Here is a 17,991-nt window from a genome sequence, read left to right as displayed (position 1 = left end):
AGATTGACATGGCACGGCGCTACGACTGCAGCGATGCGGCCGATCGCAGGACCGGGCTGCGCGAGGCCGCGTCCGCAGTCCGCCGCGGCGAGCTGGTCGTCCTGCCCACCGACACGGTCTACGGCATCGGCGCCGACGCCTTCGCCGACGAGGCGGTGGCGGCGCTGCTGGACGCCAAGGGCCGCGGGCGCAGCATGCCCACCCCGGTGCTCATCGGCTCGCCGAACACGCTGCACGGGCTCGTCAAGGACCTCAGCGAGGAGGCATGGGAGCTGATCGACGCCTTCTGGCCGGGCGCGTTGACCGTCGTCGCCAAGCACCAGCCGTCGCTCACCTGGGACCTGGGCGAGACCCGCGGGACGGTGGCGGTGCGGATGCCGCTGCACCCGGTGGCGCTCGAACTGCTCAAGGAGGTCGGCCCGATGGCCGTCTCCAGCGCCAACCTCACCGGCCACCCCGCCCCGCAGGACTGCGACGCCGCCCAGGAGATGCTGGGGGAGTCGGTCTCGGTCTATCTCGACGGCGGCCCGACGCCGGCCGCGGTGCCGTCCTCGATCGTGGACATCACCGGCCGCACGCCGGTGCTGCTGCGCGAGGGCGCGGTGACCGCGGAGCAACTGCGCGAGGTCGCAGGCGGGCTCGAGGTCGCCAGTTGACCCCGCCCGAAGGGCGCACGGGGGACATACAGGGATTCCGGATCCTCCACGTCAGCACCGGCAACGTCTGCCGCTCGCCGATCACCGAGCGGCTGACGCGGCATGCCCTCGACGTGCGCCTCGGCCCGCGGCCCGCGGCGGGCATCGCGGTGGAGAGCGCGGGCACCTGGGGGCACGAGGGCGCGCCGATGGAGGCGCACGCGGCGACGGTGCTGCGGGAGTCGGGGGCGGACCCGGACGGGTTCGCGGCCCGGGAGCTGCGCGACGAGCACGTGATCCGGGCGGATCTGGTGCTGACCGCCACCCGGGACCACCGGGCGCAGGTGATCTCCATGGGCCACTCCGCGGGGCTGCGCACGTTCACGCTCAAGGAATTCGCCCGGCTGGTACGCGCCATAGATTCCGCCACGCTGCCGCCGGCCCGCGAGGGGGCGGTGGCGCGCGCGCACGCGCTGGTCCAGGCCGCGGCGGCGCTGCGCGGCTGGCTGCTGGCGCCCAGCCCGGCGGCGGACGAGGTGTACGACCCGTACGGGGCGCCCGTGCCGTACTTCCGCCGCATCGGCGAGGAGATCGGGCAGGCGCTGGACCCGGTGGTGACGGCGCTCACAGGGGTGCCGGCAGCCGCCTGACGATGGCCGGATGCAACCGGTCGGGCACCTGCGGGGTCTATTTCTGTACGGGCCCGGACGGGCCTTGCGTCCGTACCCGGAGAACGGAGGGCCGGGAGCGGGCTAATGTGTGTGGCTGAACGGAACAGCGAAACCTCTGGGGCAGCTTGTGCGTGAATACCTGCTGACGCTGTGCATCGCAGCCGCTGTCACGTATCTGCTGACCGGCCCGGTGCGGAAGTTCGCGATCGCGGCCGGCGCGATGCCGGAAATCCGGGACCGTGACGTGCACAGCGAGCCGACGCCGAGACTCGGCGGCATCGCCATGTTCGGCGGGATGTGCGCTGCGCTGCTGGTCGCGTCGCAGTTGCAAGCCTTCGAGCGGGTCTTCGAGCTCAACGAGCCCAAGGCGCTGCTGTCCGGCGCCGCGCTGATCTGGCTGATCGGCGTGCTGGACGACAAATGGGGCGTGGACGCCCTGCTCAAGCTCGGCGCGCAGATGATCGCCGCGGGCGTCATGGTGCTCCAGGGCCTCACGATCCTGTGGATCCCGGTCCCGGGCGTGGGCACGGTGGTGCTGACGCCGATGCAGGGCACGCTGCTGACGGTCGCGCTCGTCGTCATCTCGATCAACGCCGTCAACTTCGTGGACGGCCTCGACGGTCTTGCCGCCGGCATGGTGGGCATCGCCTCGGCGGCGTTCTTCATCTACGCGTACCGCATCTGGTTCGGCTACGGGATCGAGGCCGCCGCCCCCGCAGCGCTCTTCTCCGCCGTGCTGCTGGGCATGTGCGTCGGCTTCCTGCCGCACAACGTGCACCCGGCGCGGATCTTCATGGGCGACTCGGGATCGATGCTGCTGGGTCTGGTGCTGGCCGCCGGGGCGATCTCCATCACCGGTCAGGTGGACCCGGACGCGCTGAAGGTCTTCGCGGGCAGCGAGAAGGAGGCGGTGCGCTCGACGGTGCCGGTGTTCATCCCGCTGGTGCTGCCGCTGACGATCCTGGCGATCCCGATGCTTGACCTGGTGCTGGCCGTCGTCCGGCGCACGTGGCGCGGCCAGTCGCCGTTCGCGGCCGACCGGGGGCACCTGCACCACCGGCTGCTGGAGATGGGCCACTCGCACATGCGGGCCGTGCTGCTCATGTACTTCTTCTCGGCGCTGGTCGCGTTCGGGATGGTGGCGTTCTCGGTGCAGGCCGACAACGTGTGGGTGGTGCTGGTGGCCGTCGGGTTGAGCGCCGCGGGTCTGGTGCTGTTGCTGCTGCCGCGGTTCGCCCCGAAGACGCCGTCCTGGGCCAACAGGCTCGTACCGCCGCGCTACCGGCGCCCCGGGGACACCGGCAACGGCCCCGGCGGCGAGGGCCCGGGCGACGGTACGGGTCCGCAGGGCGACCCGGCGCCGGCGGGCGGAGCTGCGGCGAACGGGACGAACGGGACGAATGGTGCGCCGAATTCACAGGAGCACGAACTCGTGCCGGCGGGCATCAGCGGTTCCACGGCCGTGGGGGAGCGCTCGCGCTGGCGCCGGGCCGGACATTGACCCCCGTAGCAGGCATATCTCCAGGTGGGCGGAGCGACGTGGCCGACGTAGCCCCTTCGTGTGACGGGCAGCACACTTCCTGAGTAAAGCTCGGGTCAAGATGCTTGTGATACCGTTCACGAGAACCCGGTGCAGAGCCGAAGGACCGTAGTGCGACGGTTCTCTGGCGCGATGCCCCTCGATGCGGTGCACCCGCCCCGGGGACACGCTCGTCACCGTCGACCAGTTGCTCCCGACTCCCGCCGGAGACTCCTCTTATGCAGGTCAACGACGCCCGGATCCTCCGTGGCGCCGCGATCCCGACCGCCCTCGCCGGCGTCGTCGCAGTGATCATCAGTTCACTCGCGGCCGGTGTGAAGGGCGGTGTGGGAGCCGCCGCAGCCACCGTGGTGGTCCTAGCCTTCTTCGGTCTCGGCCTCTTCGCACTCCAGCACTTCTCGCGCAAGAACCCCGAGCTGTTCCTCGGGATCGCGCTGATCACCTACACCTCGCAGGTGTTGCTGCTCGCCGTCGTCATGGGCCTGTTCAGGGACACGACGCTCTTCAACACCAAGGCGTTCGGCTTCACGGTGCTCGTCGCGGCACTGGTGTTCACCGCCGCCATGGGCCGTACCCACTTCCGGCTGAAGTTGCCGTACGTGGAACCGGAGCGAGAAACCGGAGCGGGTGAACAGCGCTCCGGTACAGCCACCGAGGCCGGGCGATGAGACCCGCTGGCCGAGCAGTGATCCGCGACTGCTATGGTCCCCCTGCCGCGCCGGTGCGTGCGTGCGCAGTGGGCCGCAGGGCCGCACCGCACCCCGCCGGCCGTATCCCGTCCTGTCACGTACCGCTCTCCAGCGGTGCACAACACCGACACATTGAGGTTGCCGTAGCCATGCGTCACGCCGAAGGAGCTCGCCGGTGAGTGCTGCTGATACGACGCTCGCTTTCGACGCGAGTTGCAAGATCTTCGTTGAAGGTGGTTGCGGCTTCCAGTCCCCCGGCCTGCACTCGTTCGTCTTCAAGCCGATGTTCACGATCGGCGGCTTCGAGTTCAACAAGCCGATCCTGCTGGCGCTGGTGACGACGCTGGTGCTCTGCGTCTTCTTCTGGAAGGCATTCGCCAGCCCCAAGGTCGTCCCGGGCAAGCTGCAGATGGTCGCCGAGTCGGGCTACGACTTCGTCCGCCGCGGCATCGTCTACGAGACCATCGGCAAGAAGGAAGGCGAGAAGTGGGTGCCGCTGCTGGTCTCCCTCTTCTTCTTCATCTGGCTGATGAATCTCTGGTCGGTCATCCCGCTCGCGCAGTTCCCGGTGACCTCGATCATCGCCTTCCCCGCCGCGCTGGCGATCCTGGTCTGGGTGACCTGGATGTCCCTGACCTTCAAGCGGCACGGCTTCGCCGGCGGGTTCAAGAACCTCACCGGGTACGACAAGTCGCTGGGCGGCGTGCTGCCGCTGGTCATGCTGATCGAGTTCTTCTCCAACGTGCTCGTGCGGCCCTTCACGCACGCGGTGCGGCTCTTCGCGAACATGTTCGCCGGCCACCTGCTGCTCGTGATGTTCACCATCGCCACCTGGTTCTTCATGAACAGTTGGGGCTTCGCCTACGCGCCCGTGGCCTTCGTGATGGTGCTGGTGATGGTCGCCTTCGAGCTGTTCATCCAGGCCGTCCAGGCATACGTGTTCGTCGTGCTGACCGCCAGCTACATCTCGGGCGCGCTCGAAGAGGCGCACTGAGGTCACCGCACCACCCGCACCACCCCGAATCGTCCGGTGGCCAACCCCCACCGGCCCGTAGAAGAGAAGGAAGAAACACCCATGGCTGTCATGGAGACTCTCGCCGCCACCGCCGGGATCAAGGGCAACCTCGGCTCCATCGGCTACGGCCTCGCCGCGGTCGGCCCCGGCATCGGCATCGGCTACATCTTCGGTAACGGTGTGCAGGCCATGGCCCGCCAGCCCGAGGCCGTCGGCCTGATCCGGCAGAACATGATCCTGGGCTTCGCCTTCTGTGAGGCGCTTGCCCTCATCGGCATCGTCCTGCCGTTCGTTTACCCGTCCTGAGCGGACTCCTTCCGACGAAAGGCACCGATGTGAACCTCCAGCAGATCGCGGCATCAGGGGATCAGAACCCTCTCATCCCGCCGTTGCCGGAACTCGTCATCGGCCTGATCGCCTTCCTCATCGTCTTCGGCCTGCTGGCCAAGAAGCTCCTGCCGCGTATCAACGAGGTGCTTGAGGAGCGCAAGGCGGCCATCGAAGGCGGCATGGAGAAGGCCGAGGCCGCCCAGATCGAGGCGGAGCAGACGCTCGACCAGTACAAGGCCCAGCTCGCCGAGGCCCGGCACGAGGCCAACCGGCTGCGCGAGGAGGCTCGCGAGCAGGGTTCGGCCCTCATCGCCGAGATGCGGGCCGAGGGCCAGCGGCAGCGTGAGGAGATCATCGCTGCCGGTCACGCCCAGGTCGAGGCCGACAAGAAGGCCGCTTCGCTGGCGCTGCGCCAGGACGTCGGCGCGCTGGCCACCGAGCTGGCCGGCCGGCTGGTCGGCGAGTCCCTGGAGGACCACGCCCGGCAGAGCCGCGTCGTCGACCGGTTCCTGGACGAGCTGGAGGCCAAGGCCGCCGCCCAGTCCGGGACGAAGGCCGAGGCCGGGGCGTGAACGCCGGAACGGCGACGAGTCGAGCGAGCGCCAGCGAGCGAGACGAGGAGCGAGACCGATGAACGGAGCGAGCCGCGAGGCGCTGGCCGCCGCCAGGGAGCAGCTCGACGCGCTGACCGACAGCACCTCGGTCGACGCGGCGGAGCTGGCCGGAGAGCTGGCCGCCGTGACCGTCCTGCTGGACCGCGAGGTGACGCTGCGGCGGGCGCTGACCGACCCGGCGCAGCCCGGCGAGGCCAAGGCCGAGCTGGTCCGCCGGATCCTCGGCGGGCAGATCGGCGGCGAGGCCGCCGACCTGGTCGCCGGGATGGTACGGGCCCGCTGGTCGCGGGCGCGTGACCTGGTCGACGTGCTTGAGGAGCTCGCCGACACCGCGGACCTCACCGCCGCGCAGCGGGCGGGGCAGCTCGACGAGGTGGAGGACGAGCTGTTCCGGTTCGGCCGGATCGTCACGGGCGACAAGCAGCTCCGCGGGGCGCTCACCGACCGGGTGGGCACCGGAGCCGCCAAGGCCGGGCTGCTGCACACGCTGCTGGGCGGCCGGGCCAACCCGGTCACCGAGCGGCTGGTCGTGCGGCTCGTCGAACGGCCGCGGGGTCGTAGCCTGGAAGGGGGCCTGGAGGCCCTGTCCAAGCTCGCCGCGGAGCGCCGGGACCGGATGGTCGCGGTCGTGTCCACCGCCGTGCCGCTCAGCGACGGGCAGAAGGAGCGCCTGGGCGCCGCGCTTGCCCGGCTGTACGGCCGGGACATGCACCTGAACCTGGACGTGGACCCCGCGGTCCTCGGCGGGATCTCGGTGCGGGTGGGCGACGAGGTCATCAACGGCTCCGTCGCCGACCGCCTCGACGAGGTGAAGCGCGGTATGCGGGGCTGACGGTCACCCACCGTCACACACCAACTCCAGAGCATCACCAGCGGCCCGAGTTGGGCCGTGGACGCAAGAACTTACGGGCCCAACAAGGAGAGCAGGGAACCCAGATGGCGGAGCTCACGATCCGGCCGGAGGAGATCCGGGACGCGCTGGAGAGTTATGTCCAGTCGTACCAGCCGGACGCGGCCTCGCGCGAAGAGGTCGGCACGGTATCGCAGGCCATGGACGGCATCGCCAAGATCGAGGGGCTGCCCTCGGCGATGGCGAACGAGCTGCTGAAGTTCGAGGACGGCACCCTCGGCCTCGCCCTCAACCTGGAGGAGCGGGAGATCGGTGCGGTCGTCCTCGGCGAGTTCAGGGGCATCGAGGAGGGGCAGCCGGTCACCCGTACCGGAGAGGTCCTCTCCGTGCCGGTCGGCGACGGTTACCTGGGCCGGGTCGTCGACCCCCTGGGCAATGCGGTGGACGGCCTCGGCGAGATCGCGACCGAGGGCCGCCGTGCGCTGGAGCTGCAGGCTCCCTCGGTCATGCAGCGCAAGTCGGTGCACGAGCCGATGGAGACCGGCTACAAGGCCGTCGACGCAATGACCCCCATCGGCCGCGGCCAGCGCCAGTTGATCATCGGTGACCGGCAGACGGGCAAGACCGCCCTCGGTATCGACACGATCATCAACCAGCGCGACAACTGGCGCTCCGGCGACCCGAACAAGCAGGTCCGCTGCATCTACGTGGCGATCGGCCAGAAGGGCTCCACCATCGCCGGCGTGCGCGGCGCGCTGGAGGAGGCCGGTGCGCTGGAGTACACCACGATCGTGGCGGCCCCGGCGTCCGACCCGGCGGGCTTCAAGTACCTGGCCCCCTACACCGGCTCGGCCATCGGCCAGCACTGGATGTACCAGGGCAAGCACGTCCTGATCATCTTCGACGACCTGTCCAAGCAGGCCGAGGCGTACCGCGCCGTGTCGCTGCTGCTGCGCCGCCCGCCGGGCCGCGAGGCGTACCCCGGTGACGTCTTCTACCTGCACTCCCGGCTGCTGGAGCGCTGCGCCAAGCTCTCGGACGACATGGGCGCCGGCTCGATGACGGGCCTGCCGGTCATCGAGACCAAGGCGAACGACGTGTCGGCGTACATCCCGACCAACGTGATCTCCATCACCGACGGCCAGTGCTTCCTGGAGTCCGACCTGTTCAACTCGGGCCAGCGCCCGGCGCTGAACGTCGGTATCTCCGTCTCCCGCGTCGGTGGCGCCGCCCAGCACAGGGCGATCCGGCAGGTCTCCGGACGGCTGAAGCTGGACCTGGCGCAGTTCCGCGAGCTGGAGGCGTTCGCCGCCTTCGGCTCCGACCTGGACGCCGCCTCCAAGGCGGCCCTGGAGCGGGGCCAGCGGATGATGGAGCTGATGAAGCAGCCGCAGTACGCGCCCTTCCCCACCGAGGACCAGGTCGTGTCCGTGTGGTCCGGCACCAACGGCATCCTGGACGACGTGCCCGTCGCGGACGTCAAGCGGTTCGAGCGCGAGCTGCTCGACCATCTGCACCGGGAGAGCAAGGACCTGCTCACCGGCATCCGTGAGGGCGGCAAGATGCCCGACGAGACCATCGAGGCGCTCCGCGAGGCCGTCGAGTCCTTCAAGCGGCAGTTCGAGACCTCGGACGGCAAGCTGCTGGGCGAGGGCTGAGCATGGGCGCCCAGATGCGGGTCTACAAGAGGCGGATCCGTAGCGTCTCTGCGACCAAGAAGATCACCAGGGCGATGGAGATGATCGCCGCCTCGCGCGTCGTCAAGGCGCAGCGCCAGGTGGCGGCCTCCACCCCGTACGCGACCGAGCTGACCAGCGCCGTCACGGCGGTGGCCGCGGGCTCCGAGACCAAGCACCCGCTGACCACCGAGGTGGAGCGGCCGGTGCGGGCCGCGGTGCTGATGATCACCAGCGACCGCGGTCTGGCCGGCGGCTACAACTCCAACGCCATCAAGCAGACCGAGGCGCTGACCAACCGGCTGACCGGCGAGGGCAGGCAGGTCGACCACTTCATCGTCGGCCGCAAGGGCGTGTCCTACTTCGGCTTCCGCGAGCGGCGGGTGGCCGAGTCCTGGACCGGCTTCACCGACAACCCGACGTACGCGGACGCGAAGCGGGTGGCCGCGCCGCTCATCGCGGCGCTGAGCAAGGAGACCTCGGAGGGCGGCGTGGACGAGATCCACATCGTCTACACCGAGTTCCACTCGATGATGACGCAGACCGCGGTGGACAGGCGGCTGCTCCCGATCGTCTTCGAGAAGACCGCCGCGGACTCCGCGGAGGTCTTCGAGGAGGCGCGCAAGAAGGAGCAGGAGTACCACGCGCTGTACGACTTCGAGCCGTCCGCGGACGGCGTGCTCGACGCGCTGCTGCCGCGGTACGTCGAGAGCCGGATCTACAACGCGCTGCTGCAGTCGGCCGCCTCCAAGCACGCCGCCACGCGCCGTGCGATGAAGTCGGCGACGGACAACGCCGAGGAGCTCATCAAGTCGCTCACACGGCTTGCCAACCAGGCCCGCCAGGCCGAAATCACCCAGGAAATCAGCGAGATCGTCGGTGGCGCGAACGCCCTGGCCGACGCCTCTGCGGGGAGTGACCGATAATCATGACCACTGCTACGACCACCGAAGCGAAGGCCACGGCGACCGGCCGCGTCGCGCGGGTCATCGGCCCGGTCGTCGACGTGGAGTTCCCCGTCGACGCGATGCCCGACATCTACAACGCGCTGACCGTTGAGGTCGCCGACCCCGCCCACGCGGGCGAGATCAAGGTGCTGACCCTGGAGGTCGCGCAGCACCTCGGCGAGGGCGTGGTCCGCGCCATCTCGATGCAGCCCACCGACGGCCTGGTCCGCCAGGCCCCGGTGACCGACAGCGGCGAGGGCCTGACGGTCCCCGTCGGCGACGTCACCAAGGGCCGCGTGTTCAACACCCTGGGTGAGATCCTCAACGACGAGGTCGACGACTCGGAGATCCAGGAGCGCTGGGCGATCCACCGCACGGCGCCCCCGTTCGACCAGCTCGAAGCCAAGACCGAGATGTTCGAGACCGGTCTGAAGGTCGTCGACCTGCTCACCCCGTACGTCAAGGGCGGCAAGATCGGCCTGTTCGGCGGCGCGGGCGTCGGCAAGACCGTGCTCATCCAAGAGATGATCATGCGTGTGGCCAAGCTGCACGAGGGCGTCTCGGTGTTCGCCGGCGTCGGCGAGCGCACCCGTGAGGGCAACGACCTGATCGCGGAGATGGCCGAGTCCGGCGTGCTGCCGCAGACCGCGCTGGTCTTCGGGCAGATGGACGAGCCGCCGGGCACCCGGCTGCGCGTCGCCCTGGCCGGTCTGACGATGGCGGAGTACTTCCGCGACGTGCAGAAGCAGGACGTGCTGTTCTTCATCGACAACATCTTCCGCTTCACCCAGGCCGGCTCCGAGGTCTCCACCCTGCTGGGCCGCATGCCCTCCGCGGTGGGCTACCAGCCGAACCTGGCGGACGAGATGGGCCTGCTCCAGGAGCGGATCACCTCGACCCGAGGCCACTCGATCACCTCGATGCAGGCGATCTACGTGCCCGCGGACGACTACACCGACCCGGCCCCGGCGACCACCTTCGCCCACCTCGACGCGACGACGGAGCTGTCCCGTCCGATCTCGGAGAAGGGCATCTACCCCGCGGTGGACCCGCTGGCCTCCACCTCCCGGGTGCTCGACCCGCGCTACATCGCGCAGGAGCACTACGAGTGCGCCACGCGTGTGAAGGCGATCCTGCAGAAGTACAAGGATCTCCAGGACATCATCGCCATTCTGGGTATGGACGAGCTGTCCGAGGAGGACAAGCTCACCGTCTCCCGCGCCCGCCGGATCGAGCGCTTCCTGTCGCAGAACACCCACGCGGCGAAGCAGTTCACCGGTCTCGACGGATCCGACGTGCCGCTGGACGAGTCGATCGCCGCGTTCAACGCGATCGCCGACGGCGAGTACGACCACTTCCCCGAGCAGGCGTTCTTCATGTGCGGTGGCCTGGAGGACCTGAAGGCCAAGGCGAAGGAGCTGGGCGTCTCCTGACCGGTGCGCCCGCGGTTTTCACCGGCTCCGAGCCAACCGGGGGCGGGGTTCGCCCCGCCCCCGGCCCGCAAACCAGTTATTCTCTGCTAAACCCCAGTTGAGGAGCCATCGTGGCCGAGCTGCACGTCGAGTTGGTCGCCGCGGACCGTAGCGTCTGGTCCGGCGAGGCCAGCCGGGTCATCGCGCGCACCCCGTCCGGTGACATCGGCATCATGCCCGGACACCAGCCGCTGCTCACGGTGCTGGAGTCCGGCCCGGTGACGATCCGTACGACGGGCGCCAGCGGCGAGGGCACGGTCCTGGCGGCCGTGCACGGCGGCTTCATCTCCTTCGCTGACAACAAGCTCTCGCTGCTCGCCGAGATCGCCGAGCTCTCCGACGAGATCGACGTGGAGCGTGCGGAGCGCGCCCTGGACCGGGCCAAAGCCGACGCGGACGCGGGAGCGGAGCGACGCGCGGAAGTGCGGCTCCGGGCCGTGGCGGGTCACTGAGGCCACGCGAGAGGAGCGGCGAGGAGGTCTGTGGAGATGTTCCTCGCTTTGCTGCTGGCCGGGGCGGTGGTCGCCCTGCTGCTGCTCGGCCTCTTCCTCTTCGGCTTGCGCCGCCGTCTCATCCAGCGGGCCGGCGGCACCTTCGACTGCAGCCTGCGCTGGTCCGCCCGCGCCGACCGGCCGGGGAAGGGCTGGGCGTACGGCGTCGCCCGCTACAGCGGTGACGTCATCGAGTGGTTCCGCGTCTTCTCGTACGCACCGAGGCCGCGCCGCGTGCTGCGGCGGGACGGCATCGAGGTGCTGGAGCGCCGGGCCCCCGCGGGCGAGGAGGAGCTCGCCCTGCTCTCCGACGCCGTGGTGCTGGCCTGCCGGCACGACGAGGACCGGATCGAGCTGGCGATGAGCGAGGACGCGCTCACCGGCTTTCTCGCCTGGCTGGAGGCGGCCCCTCCAGGACAGCGCGTCAACGTGGCGTAGCGCCTGAGGAGACTCGTCCGTGGGAACGGGAAAGGGCCTGAACCCGGGGCGGGGAGGCGAGCGCACGCCGGATACCCCGGGCTCAGGCCCGTCTGAGGGTCAGCCGAGACCGTTGTGGACCGCGGTCATCAGCTCGCCGTTGGCGGTGTCACCGCTGAGTTCCCAGATGAACGCGCCGCCGAGGTTCTGGTTCTTGGCGTAGGTCATCTTCGCGGTGAGTGTCGCCGGGGTGTCGTAGCTCCACCACTGGTTGCCGCAGTGGGCGTACGCCGTGCCCGCGACCGTTCCGGTGGCCGGGCACCTGGCTTTCAGCTCCTTGTAGTCGTCGATGCCCTGCTCGTACTTGCCGGGTGCGGGTCCGGTCGCGCTGCCGCCGGGTGCGCTCTGCGTCACGCCGGTCCAGCCGCGGCCGTAGAAGCCGACGCCGAGCAGCAGCTTGCTCGACGGGATGCCCATGCCCTTCAGCTTCTGGATCGCGGCGTCGGAGTTGAACGCGGCGATCGGGATGCCGTCGTACGAGGTGAGGGGCGAGTGCGGGGCGGTGGGGCCCTGGGCGTCCCAGGCGCCGAAGAAGTCGTACGTCATGACGTTGTACCAGTCGACGTACTGGGCCGCGCCGGCGTAGTCGGCCTTGTCGATCTTCCCGCCGCTGGAGGGGTCGGCCGTGATGGCGGCGGTGAGGAGCTTGTTGCCGAACTTCGCGCGGAACGCCTGCATCATGTTCTTCATGACGGCCGGGCCGCTGCTGTCACAGGTGAGACCGCAGGCGTTGGGGTACTCCCAGTCCAGGTCGATGCCGTCGAACAGGCCCTGCCAGCGCGGGTCGTTGACCAGGTCGTAGCAGGACTGGGCGAAGGCCGCGGGGTTCTGCATGGCCTGGGTGAAGCCGCCGGACCAGGTCCAGCCGCCGAAGGACCAGAGGATCCTGATGTGCGGGTACTTCTTCTTCAGCTTGAGCAGTTGGTTGAAGTTGCCGCGCAGCGGCTGGTCCCAGGTGTCGGCCACGCCGTCGACGCTCTCGCCGGCGCCGTACGCCTTCTCGATCGCGGCGTAGGAGTCGCCCATGGTGCAGCGGCCGTTCTGGACGTTGCCGAAGGCGTAGTTGATGGTGTTGATCTTCTGCGCCGTGCCGGAGGTGTCGAGGTTCTTCGCGTGGTAGTTGCGCTGGTAGACGCCCCACTCGGTGAAGTACCCCATCTTGATCTTGCCGCCGCCGGGGCCGCCGCCGCCCGTCGTGGTGACGGTTCGCGAGCCGCTGGAGGGGCCGACCTGGTCCGCGGTGTCGCGTGCGCGGACGCTGTAGGTGTACGGGGTGCCGGCGGTCAGGCCGGTGTCCGTGTACTTGGTGTCGGTGACCGTGGCGACCTTGGTGCTGCCGCGGTACACGTCGTAGTTCTTGATCCCCTTGTCGTCGGTGGCCGCCGTCCAGCTCAGCGCGACGGAGGTGTCGGTGATGGTCCCGGCGCTGGGCGTGCCGGGAGCCGAGGGGGCGCTGTCGCCGGGGACGCCGCCGCCGTCGCAGGGGTCGCCGTTCAGGGTGCAGTTGGTGACGTTGCCGCCGCCGCTGCCCGAGCCGTTGAAGCCGAAGGTGAGGCTGGCGCCCGGGGCCAGGCTGCCGTTGTAGGACTTGTTCTTGGCGGTCCAGCGGGTGCCGGTGCTGGTGACGTCCGCGTCCCAGGAGGATGTGACGCTGGTGCCGGCGGGGAAGTCCCAGGAAATGGACCAGGAGGAGAGGGGCGCGGTGCCGGTGTTCTTCACCGTCCACCTGCCCTCGAAGCCGGTGCCCCAGTCTGATGCCTTCTGGTACGTCGCGGTCGCCCCGGCCGCCTGGGCGGGGCTGGCGAGTCCGACCATGGCGGCGAGCGGGATGGCCACGGCGGCCACGATGGCCGTGGCGCGTCTCAGCAGGCGACTGCCGGTGGGGGATCTCAAGGTGTGTCTCCCTCGTCGAGTGCCGTTCCGTCAGGTGCGGGCGGCGCGTCCGCGCGTACGGCCGCCCGTCGTACACGAGCCAGATTCTTGTTCATGCCATGACACTCACTCGCCAGGGAGGCTATTGGTACATACCAATGCGGTCAATAGGTCTGGACCAAATGGAAGAAGCCCGGGTCGGCGGGGGCGACACCACCGTCCCGGGCTCCGGCCGGCGCGGCGGCCGGCCGAACGGCCTCAGCCGAGGCCGCTGTTGACGGCGGACATCAGCTCGCCGTTCGCGGTGTCACCGCTCAGCTCCCAGATGAACGCGCCGCCGAGGCCCTGCTGCTTGGCGTAGGACATCTTCCCGCCGATGGTCTGCGGGGTGTCGTAGCTCCACCACTGGTTGCCGCAGTGGGCGTACGCGGTGCCGCCGACGGTGCCGGTGGCGGGGCACCTGCCCTTCAGCTCCTTGTAGTCGTCGATGCCCTGCTCGTACTTGCCCTGCGCGGGCCCGGTCGCGGTGCCGCCGGGCTCGGCCTGGGTCACGCCGGTCCAGCCGCGGCCGTAGAAGCCGATGCCCAGGAGCAGCTTGTTCGCCGGGACGCCGGCGGCCTTGAACTTCTCGATCGCCGCGGTGGAGTCGAAGCCCTGCTTCGGGATGCCGTCGTACGAGGCGAGCGGCGAGTGCGGGGCGGTGGGGCCCTGGGCGTCCCAGGCGCCGAAGAAGTCGTACGTCATGACGTTGTACCAGTCGACGTACTGGGCCGCGCCGGCGTAGTCGGCGGCCTCGATCTTCCCGCCGGCGGAGGCGTCGGCGGTCACGGCCGCCGTCACCAACTGGTCGCCGAACTTGCCGCGGAACGCCTGCATCATGTCCTTCATCACCGCGGGACCGCTGCTGTCGCAGCTCAGCCCGCAGGCGTTGGGGTACTCCCAGTCCAGGTCGATGCCGTCGAACAGGCCCTGCCAGCGCGGGTCGTTGACCAGGTCGTAGCAGGACTGCGCGAAGGCCGCGGGGTTCTGCATGGCCTGGGTGAAGCCGCCGGACCAGGTCCAGCCGCCGAAGGACCAGAGAATCCTGATCTGCGGGTACTTCTTCTTCAGCTTGAGCAGTTGGTTGAAGTTGCCGCGCAGCGGCTGGTCCCAGGTGTCGGCCACGCCGTCGACGCTCTGGTCGGCGGTGTAGCTCTTCTCGGTGGCCGCGAAGGAGTCGCCCATGGTGCAGCGGCCGCCCTGGACGTTGCCGAAGGCGTAGTTGATGGTGTTGATCTTCTCCGCCGTGCCGGAGGTGTCCATGTTCTTCACGTGGTAGTTGCGGTCGTAGACGCCCCACTCGGTGAAGTAACCCATCTTCACGCCGGCGGCCTTGGGGCCCGCGGGGGTCGTCGCGGCACCGGCGGTGCTCGACGGCGCCAGGGTGGCCAGCACGGTGAGCGGGATCGCGAGCGCCAGGGTCAGCAGGATGCCGATGACGCGGGTGCGGGTGCGTACGTGGGGGGATCTCAAGGGCGTGCTCCTCGAGCTAGGTCCGGATATGTGTGGGGGTGGGACCTGCGTCGCCCGGTGGGCATGCGAATGTCATGCTCACCGCAGTGATGGGCGAGCGTAGGGAAGGTCTGCACCAATCGTCAATAGGTCTGGACCACAGGGGGTTTGCGCGGTCCGCCGCGAGCGGTGCCTTACGGGCAGGCGGGCGCGGGCGCCGGTGGCGCGGGTGCCGGTGGTCCGGGCGCCGGTGGTCCGGGCGTCAGCGGCGCGTGTCAGTGGCGCGGGGCGTTCCGCGAGCGCTGCGGCCGGGTGCCGCGGCGGTCGCGCGCGTTCCAGCAGGCCGTGTGCCAGTGCCGGCGCAGGTCCGCGCCGCGGTGCTCGGGCCACGCCACCACGTGCGGCGTGCCGGGGCGGATCTCCTGGTCGCAGCCCGGGCAGCGGTAGCTCTTGTCGGCCGCGGAGCCGGCGACGCGGCGGACGAGGAACTCCTCGCCCCCGTAGTCCGCCGCGTCGGGCGTGCCGACGCGGCCGGCGAGGTCGTCGTCCGCGGACGGACGGGCGGCGCCGCGGGAGTGCGGCTTGTTCCGGCGGGGGGACACGTCGGCACCTCGGAAGATCGTCGTGACGGAATGCCTTACCAGGGTACGGGGTGCGAAGTCCAGCCCCGGGTACAAAGAATGACGATTCACCCGTCGATCGCCAACAATGAAGACGACTTCGGGGTTGCGCCCCGTCGCCGCAGGTGACGGGCCGTTCGTACCCCGCGCGCGACAGCACCATCGGTACACAGGGGGCAGGATGCACATCGGCTCGTTCGTGCTCGGCGCCCAGTTCCCCGGCCAGGGACAGGGCGACGCCCTGCACCGCGCCGTGCGGACGGGCGTCGCGGCGGAGGAGGCGGGGCTCGACTCCGTCTGGCTCGCCGAGCACCACTTCATCCCGTACGGCACCTGCCCCTCGGCCGTCACCCTCGCCGCGCTGCTCCTCGGCCGCACCAGCCGGATCCGCGTCGGCACCGCCGTCAGTGTGCTGCCCACCCAGCACCCCGTCGCCCTCGGCGAGCAGGCCGCGCTGCTGCACCACGCCGCGCAGGGGCGCTTCGTCCTCGGCGTCGGGCGCGGCGGGCCCTGGGTGGACCTGGAGGTCTTCGGCACCGGGCTCGCGGCGTACGAGAGCGACTTCCCCGAGTCGCTGGACCTGCTGCTGCGCTGGCTGCGTGAACCGCGGGTCGGGGCCGGCGGCGACCGGTACGCGTTCCGCGAGGTCGCCGTCGTGCCCCGGCCGGCCGAGGCGCTGCACGGCGCGGAGGACGTACCGGTGCTCGTCGCCTGCACCTCGCCCGGCACCGTCCGGCTCGCCGCGGGACGCGGGCTGCCGATGCTGCTCGGGATGCACTGCGGCGACGAGGAGAAGGCGGAGATGGTGCGGCTGTGGCGGCGTACCGCGCGGGAGGCCGGGATGAGCCCGGAGGCGATCGACGCGGCGGGCCACGTCTCGGCCGGCGTCGCCCAGGTCGACGACACCCCGGAGGGCGCGGCGGAGCTGCTGCGCACGGCCCTGCCGGGGGCCCTCCGCAGCGGCGTGGGGGCGATGGAGACGGTGGACGGCAGAAGGCGTCCGATGCGCGATCCGGAGGCGTACACGGAACTGCTGTGCGCGCTGCACCCGGTGGGCCCGCCGCGGCTCTGTGCCGACCGGCTGGCGGCGACCGCGGAACGTACCGGCATCACGCGCTTCGCGCTGCTCGTGGAGGGCTCGGGGGAGCTGGGCGCCACCGAGCGGAACGTACGGCGTATCGGTGCGGAGGTGCTGCCGCTCCTCGCTCGCTGACCACCCGAGGGGGCGGCGCGAGCGGACGGCGTGGGGAGCGGCAGCGTGGGGGGTGTCCTGGGGCCCGTCAGCAGTCACGCAGCTCCGGTGACTGGTTGAGCAACTGCGCCCGCACAGAGGTGAAGCGGGCCAGCGGCTCCTCTGCCGAGGCTTCCAGGGGGAAGACCGCCACGCGATGACAGTTCTGGAAAGCGAGCCGGACGCCGAAGTGGCGCTCCAGCGCCCCCCGTATCGCATTGCTGGCGAGCGCGCGCAGGAGCTGGCCGCGGGCGTGCTCGTCCGGGGGCGGTACCTGGTTGTCGGCGAAGTTTCCGCCGTCGACCTTCAGTTGTGCCACCAGGGAACTGATCATGTCCCAGGCATAGGGAAGCGAGGTCCGGACGCAGTCGACAAACTCCCTTTCGTCGACCTCGCCCCGCTCGGCTTGATCGAGCAGAGCAGGTGGGACGTCCAGCGACATGGATTCTCCTCTCGCAGCCCCGCGGGGTTCGGGCGGGGCCTGACCGGACAGGTACGACGATCACCACTCTCGGTGCCCATATGGCGACCGACTGCTTCCACCGTAGGGCGGAGGATGCCGCTCCACCACAAGAACGCGTACACAACTGGCCATTACCGAAAGGTGCATCAGGGGTCAGATCGCTGTGTGTGCCAGGAGTCGAGTAGCGTGGTGCGCCATGCGCCTCGTCATCGCCCGCTGCTCCGTCGACTACGCCGGGCGGCTCACCGCCCACCTCGCCTCCGCGCCCCGGCTGATCCTGGTCAAAGCAGACGGCAGCGTCTCCGTCCATGCCGACGACCGTGCGTACAAGCCCCTCAACTGGATGTCACCGCCGTGCACTCTGAAAGAAGGTGAACAGGACGGTGTCGCCGTGTGGACGGTCGAGAACAAGGCAGGCGAAAAATTGATCATTACGATCGAGGAATTGCTGCACGACTCGTCGCACGAACTGGGCGTCGACCCGGGCCTGGTCAAGGACGGGGTGGAGGCGCACCTCCAGGAACTGCTCGCCGACCGCATGGAGGCGCTGGGCGAGGGCTGGACCCTCATCCGGCGCGAGTACCCCACGGCGATCGGCCCCGTGGACATCCTGGGCCGCGACGAGAAGGGGACGACCGTCGCGGTGGAGATCAAGCGGCGCGGCGAGATCGACGGGGTGGAGCAGCTCACCCGCTATCTCGACCTGCTGAACCGCGACCCGCTGCTGGCCCCGGTGCGGGGGGTGTTCGCGGCGCAGGAGATCAAGCCGCAGGCGCGGGTGCTGGCCGCGGACCGCGGGATCGAGTGCGCGGTGCTGGACTACGACGCGCTGCGCGGAACGGACGACGGCAAGCTGAAGCTGTTCTGACCCGGGGGCGTTCGCCGCGCCCGCCGGCGGCCCCGTACG

At 70.0% G+C, this 17,991-nt stretch carries 19 protein-coding genes; 15 read left to right on the top strand and 4 right to left on the bottom strand.

Annotation, left to right across the window (positions count from 1 at the left end; translation table 11 throughout):
* Nucleotides 1-8 precede the first annotated feature (8 nt).
* The 13 genes from CXR04_RS09460 to CXR04_RS09400 all read left to right on the top strand — a co-directional run bounded on the left by CXR04_RS09460 (nucleotide 9) and on the right by CXR04_RS09400 (nucleotide 11,368).
* Entirely contained in the window at nucleotides 9-656 is a 648-nt protein-coding gene (locus tag CXR04_RS09460; RefSeq protein ID WP_101421413.1) for an L-threonylcarbamoyladenylate synthase, read from the top strand.
* Nucleotides 653-1,285 (top strand): arsenate reductase/protein-tyrosine-phosphatase family protein, encoded by a 633-nt coding sequence (locus CXR04_RS09455; RefSeq protein ID WP_018840091.1) that lies wholly within the window; start codon nucleotides 653-655, stop codon nucleotides 1,283-1,285. The genes CXR04_RS09460 and CXR04_RS09455 overlap by 4 nt, the downstream gene beginning before the upstream one ends.
* 148 nt (nucleotides 1,286-1,433) lie before the next feature.
* The gene (locus tag CXR04_RS09450) at nucleotides 1,434-2,807 is read left to right on the top strand and encodes an MraY family glycosyltransferase (RefSeq protein WP_101421412.1); all 1,374 of its coding nucleotides are present in this window, start codon (nucleotides 1,434-1,436) and stop codon (nucleotides 2,805-2,807) included.
* Between the two features lie 257 nt (nucleotides 2,808-3,064).
* Nucleotides 3,065-3,514 carry a hypothetical protein gene (locus CXR04_RS09445; protein WP_101421411.1) on the top strand — a complete coding sequence of 150 codons (450 nt, stop codon included), beginning with the start codon at nucleotides 3,065-3,067 and terminating at the stop codon, nucleotides 3,512-3,514.
* Between the two features lie 304 nt (nucleotides 3,515-3,818).
* The gene (atpB, locus tag CXR04_RS09440; protein WP_101421410.1) at nucleotides 3,819-4,529 is read left to right on the top strand and encodes a F0F1 ATP synthase subunit A; all 711 of its coding nucleotides are present in this window, start codon (nucleotides 3,819-3,821) and stop codon (nucleotides 4,527-4,529) included.
* Between the two features lie 81 nt (nucleotides 4,530-4,610).
* Nucleotides 4,611-4,856 carry an ATP synthase F0 subunit C gene (gene atpE, locus CXR04_RS09435; RefSeq protein ID WP_101421409.1) on the top strand — a complete coding sequence of 82 codons (246 nt, stop codon included), beginning with the start codon at nucleotides 4,611-4,613 and terminating at the stop codon, nucleotides 4,854-4,856.
* A gap of 29 nt (nucleotides 4,857-4,885) precedes the next feature.
* Nucleotides 4,886-5,452 carry a F0F1 ATP synthase subunit B gene (locus tag CXR04_RS09430; protein ID WP_101421408.1) on the top strand — a complete coding sequence of 189 codons (567 nt, stop codon included), beginning with the start codon at nucleotides 4,886-4,888 and terminating at the stop codon, nucleotides 5,450-5,452.
* 58 nt (nucleotides 5,453-5,510) lie between these two features.
* Nucleotides 5,511-6,326 carry a F0F1 ATP synthase subunit delta gene (locus tag CXR04_RS09425; protein WP_101421407.1) on the top strand — a complete coding sequence of 272 codons (816 nt, stop codon included), beginning with the start codon at nucleotides 5,511-5,513 and terminating at the stop codon, nucleotides 6,324-6,326.
* A 104-nt stretch (nucleotides 6,327-6,430) separates the two neighbouring features.
* On the top strand, nucleotides 6,431-8,002 hold the full coding sequence (atpA, locus tag CXR04_RS09420; protein WP_101421406.1) for a F0F1 ATP synthase subunit alpha: 1,572 nt from the start codon (nucleotides 6,431-6,433) through the stop codon (nucleotides 8,000-8,002).
* 2 nt (nucleotides 8,003-8,004) lie between these two features.
* Complete coding sequence (locus CXR04_RS09415; protein ID WP_101421405.1) at nucleotides 8,005-8,946, top strand: F0F1 ATP synthase subunit gamma; 942 nt, start codon at nucleotides 8,005-8,007, stop codon at nucleotides 8,944-8,946.
* 2 nt (nucleotides 8,947-8,948) lie between these two features.
* Nucleotides 8,949-10,400, top strand: coding sequence for a F0F1 ATP synthase subunit beta (gene atpD / locus CXR04_RS09410; RefSeq protein ID WP_101421404.1), 1,452 nt, complete (start codon nucleotides 8,949-8,951; stop codon nucleotides 10,398-10,400).
* A gap of 110 nt (nucleotides 10,401-10,510) precedes the next feature.
* On the top strand, nucleotides 10,511-10,891 hold the full coding sequence (locus tag CXR04_RS09405; RefSeq protein WP_101421403.1) for a F0F1 ATP synthase subunit epsilon: 381 nt from the start codon (nucleotides 10,511-10,513) through the stop codon (nucleotides 10,889-10,891).
* Nucleotides 10,892-10,927: 36 nt separating this feature from the next.
* Nucleotides 10,928-11,368, top strand: coding sequence for a DUF2550 domain-containing protein (locus CXR04_RS09400; protein WP_018842171.1), 441 nt, complete (start codon nucleotides 10,928-10,930; stop codon nucleotides 11,366-11,368).
* A gap of 99 nt (nucleotides 11,369-11,467) precedes the next feature.
* Here the strand turns inward: CXR04_RS09400 and CXR04_RS09395 are convergent, their stop codons facing one another.
* The 3 genes from CXR04_RS09395 to CXR04_RS09385 form a co-directional block, all read right to left on the bottom strand.
* Nucleotides 11,468-13,222: a glycoside hydrolase family 18 chitinase gene (locus tag CXR04_RS09395; RefSeq protein WP_234380730.1), complete on the bottom strand. Its 1,755-nt coding sequence runs from the start codon at nucleotides 13,220-13,222 to the stop codon at nucleotides 11,468-11,470.
* A 315-nt stretch (nucleotides 13,223-13,537) separates the two neighbouring features.
* A complete protein-coding gene (locus CXR04_RS09390) occupies nucleotides 13,538-14,791 on the bottom strand; it encodes a glycoside hydrolase family 18 protein (protein ID WP_101421401.1) in 1,254 nt (417 codons plus the stop codon).
* A gap of 254 nt (nucleotides 14,792-15,045) precedes the next feature.
* Nucleotides 15,046-15,372, bottom strand: coding sequence for an ATP/GTP-binding protein (locus tag CXR04_RS09385; RefSeq protein ID WP_101421400.1), 327 nt, complete (start codon nucleotides 15,370-15,372; stop codon nucleotides 15,046-15,048).
* Between the two features lie 199 nt (nucleotides 15,373-15,571).
* Between CXR04_RS09385 and CXR04_RS09380 the strand changes: the two genes are divergently transcribed.
* Nucleotides 15,572-16,603, top strand: a complete 1,032-nt coding sequence (locus tag CXR04_RS09380; RefSeq protein ID WP_101421399.1) for an LLM class flavin-dependent oxidoreductase — start codon at nucleotides 15,572-15,574, stop codon at nucleotides 16,601-16,603.
* A 67-nt stretch (nucleotides 16,604-16,670) separates the two neighbouring features.
* Here CXR04_RS09380 and CXR04_RS09375 read toward each other — a convergent pair whose 3' ends face one another.
* Nucleotides 16,671-17,063, bottom strand: coding sequence for an SCO5389 family protein (locus tag CXR04_RS09375; RefSeq protein ID WP_101421398.1), 393 nt, complete (start codon nucleotides 17,061-17,063; stop codon nucleotides 16,671-16,673).
* Nucleotides 17,064-17,280: 217 nt separating this feature from the next.
* Here CXR04_RS09375 and nucS point away from each other — a divergent pair, with 217 nt between their 5' ends.
* A complete protein-coding gene (nucS, locus tag CXR04_RS09370) occupies nucleotides 17,281-17,952 on the top strand; it encodes an endonuclease NucS (RefSeq protein ID WP_047018161.1) in 672 nt (223 codons plus the stop codon).
* Nucleotides 17,953-17,991: the final 39 nt, after the last annotated feature.

The sequence above is a fragment of the Streptomyces sp. CMB-StM0423 genome (genome assembly GCF_002847285.1).
GTDB lineage: Bacteria > Actinomycetota > Actinomycetes > Streptomycetales > Streptomycetaceae > Streptomyces.
This window is presented reverse-complemented; position numbering and strand designations above follow the sequence as displayed.

Excerpts from the sequence above, each read along its gene's own strand:
- CXR04_RS09460 (WP_101421413.1), top strand. The coding sequence starts at position 9 with ATGGCACGGCGCTACGACTGCAGCGATGCGGCCGATCGCAGGACCGGG.
- CXR04_RS09445 (WP_101421411.1), top strand. The coding sequence starts at position 3,065 with ATGCAGGTCAACGACGCCCGGATCCTCCGTGGCGCCGCGATCCCGACC.
- atpB (WP_101421410.1), top strand. The coding sequence starts at position 3,819 with ATGTTCACGATCGGCGGCTTCGAGTTCAACAAGCCGATCCTGCTGGCG.
- atpE (WP_101421409.1), top strand. The coding sequence starts at position 4,611 with ATGGCTGTCATGGAGACTCTCGCCGCCACCGCCGGGATCAAGGGCAAC.
- CXR04_RS09425 (WP_101421407.1), top strand. The coding sequence starts at position 5,511 with ATGAACGGAGCGAGCCGCGAGGCGCTGGCCGCCGCCAGGGAGCAGCTC.
- atpA (WP_101421406.1), top strand. The coding sequence starts at position 6,431 with ATGGCGGAGCTCACGATCCGGCCGGAGGAGATCCGGGACGCGCTGGAG.
- CXR04_RS09415 (WP_101421405.1), top strand. The coding sequence starts at position 8,005 with ATGGGCGCCCAGATGCGGGTCTACAAGAGGCGGATCCGTAGCGTCTCT.
- atpD (WP_101421404.1), top strand. The coding sequence starts at position 8,949 with ATGACCACTGCTACGACCACCGAAGCGAAGGCCACGGCGACCGGCCGC.
- CXR04_RS09400 (WP_018842171.1), top strand. The coding sequence starts at position 10,928 with ATGTTCCTCGCTTTGCTGCTGGCCGGGGCGGTGGTCGCCCTGCTGCTG.
- CXR04_RS09395 (WP_234380730.1), bottom strand. The coding sequence starts at position 13,222 with ATGGTCGGACTCGCCAGCCCCGCCCAGGCGGCCGGGGCGACCGCGACG.
- CXR04_RS09380 (WP_101421399.1), top strand. The coding sequence starts at position 15,572 with ATGCACATCGGCTCGTTCGTGCTCGGCGCCCAGTTCCCCGGCCAGGGA.
- CXR04_RS09375 (WP_101421398.1), bottom strand. The coding sequence starts at position 17,063 with ATGTCGCTGGACGTCCCACCTGCTCTGCTCGATCAAGCCGAGCGGGGC.
- nucS (WP_047018161.1), top strand. The coding sequence starts at position 17,281 with ATGCGCCTCGTCATCGCCCGCTGCTCCGTCGACTACGCCGGGCGGCTC.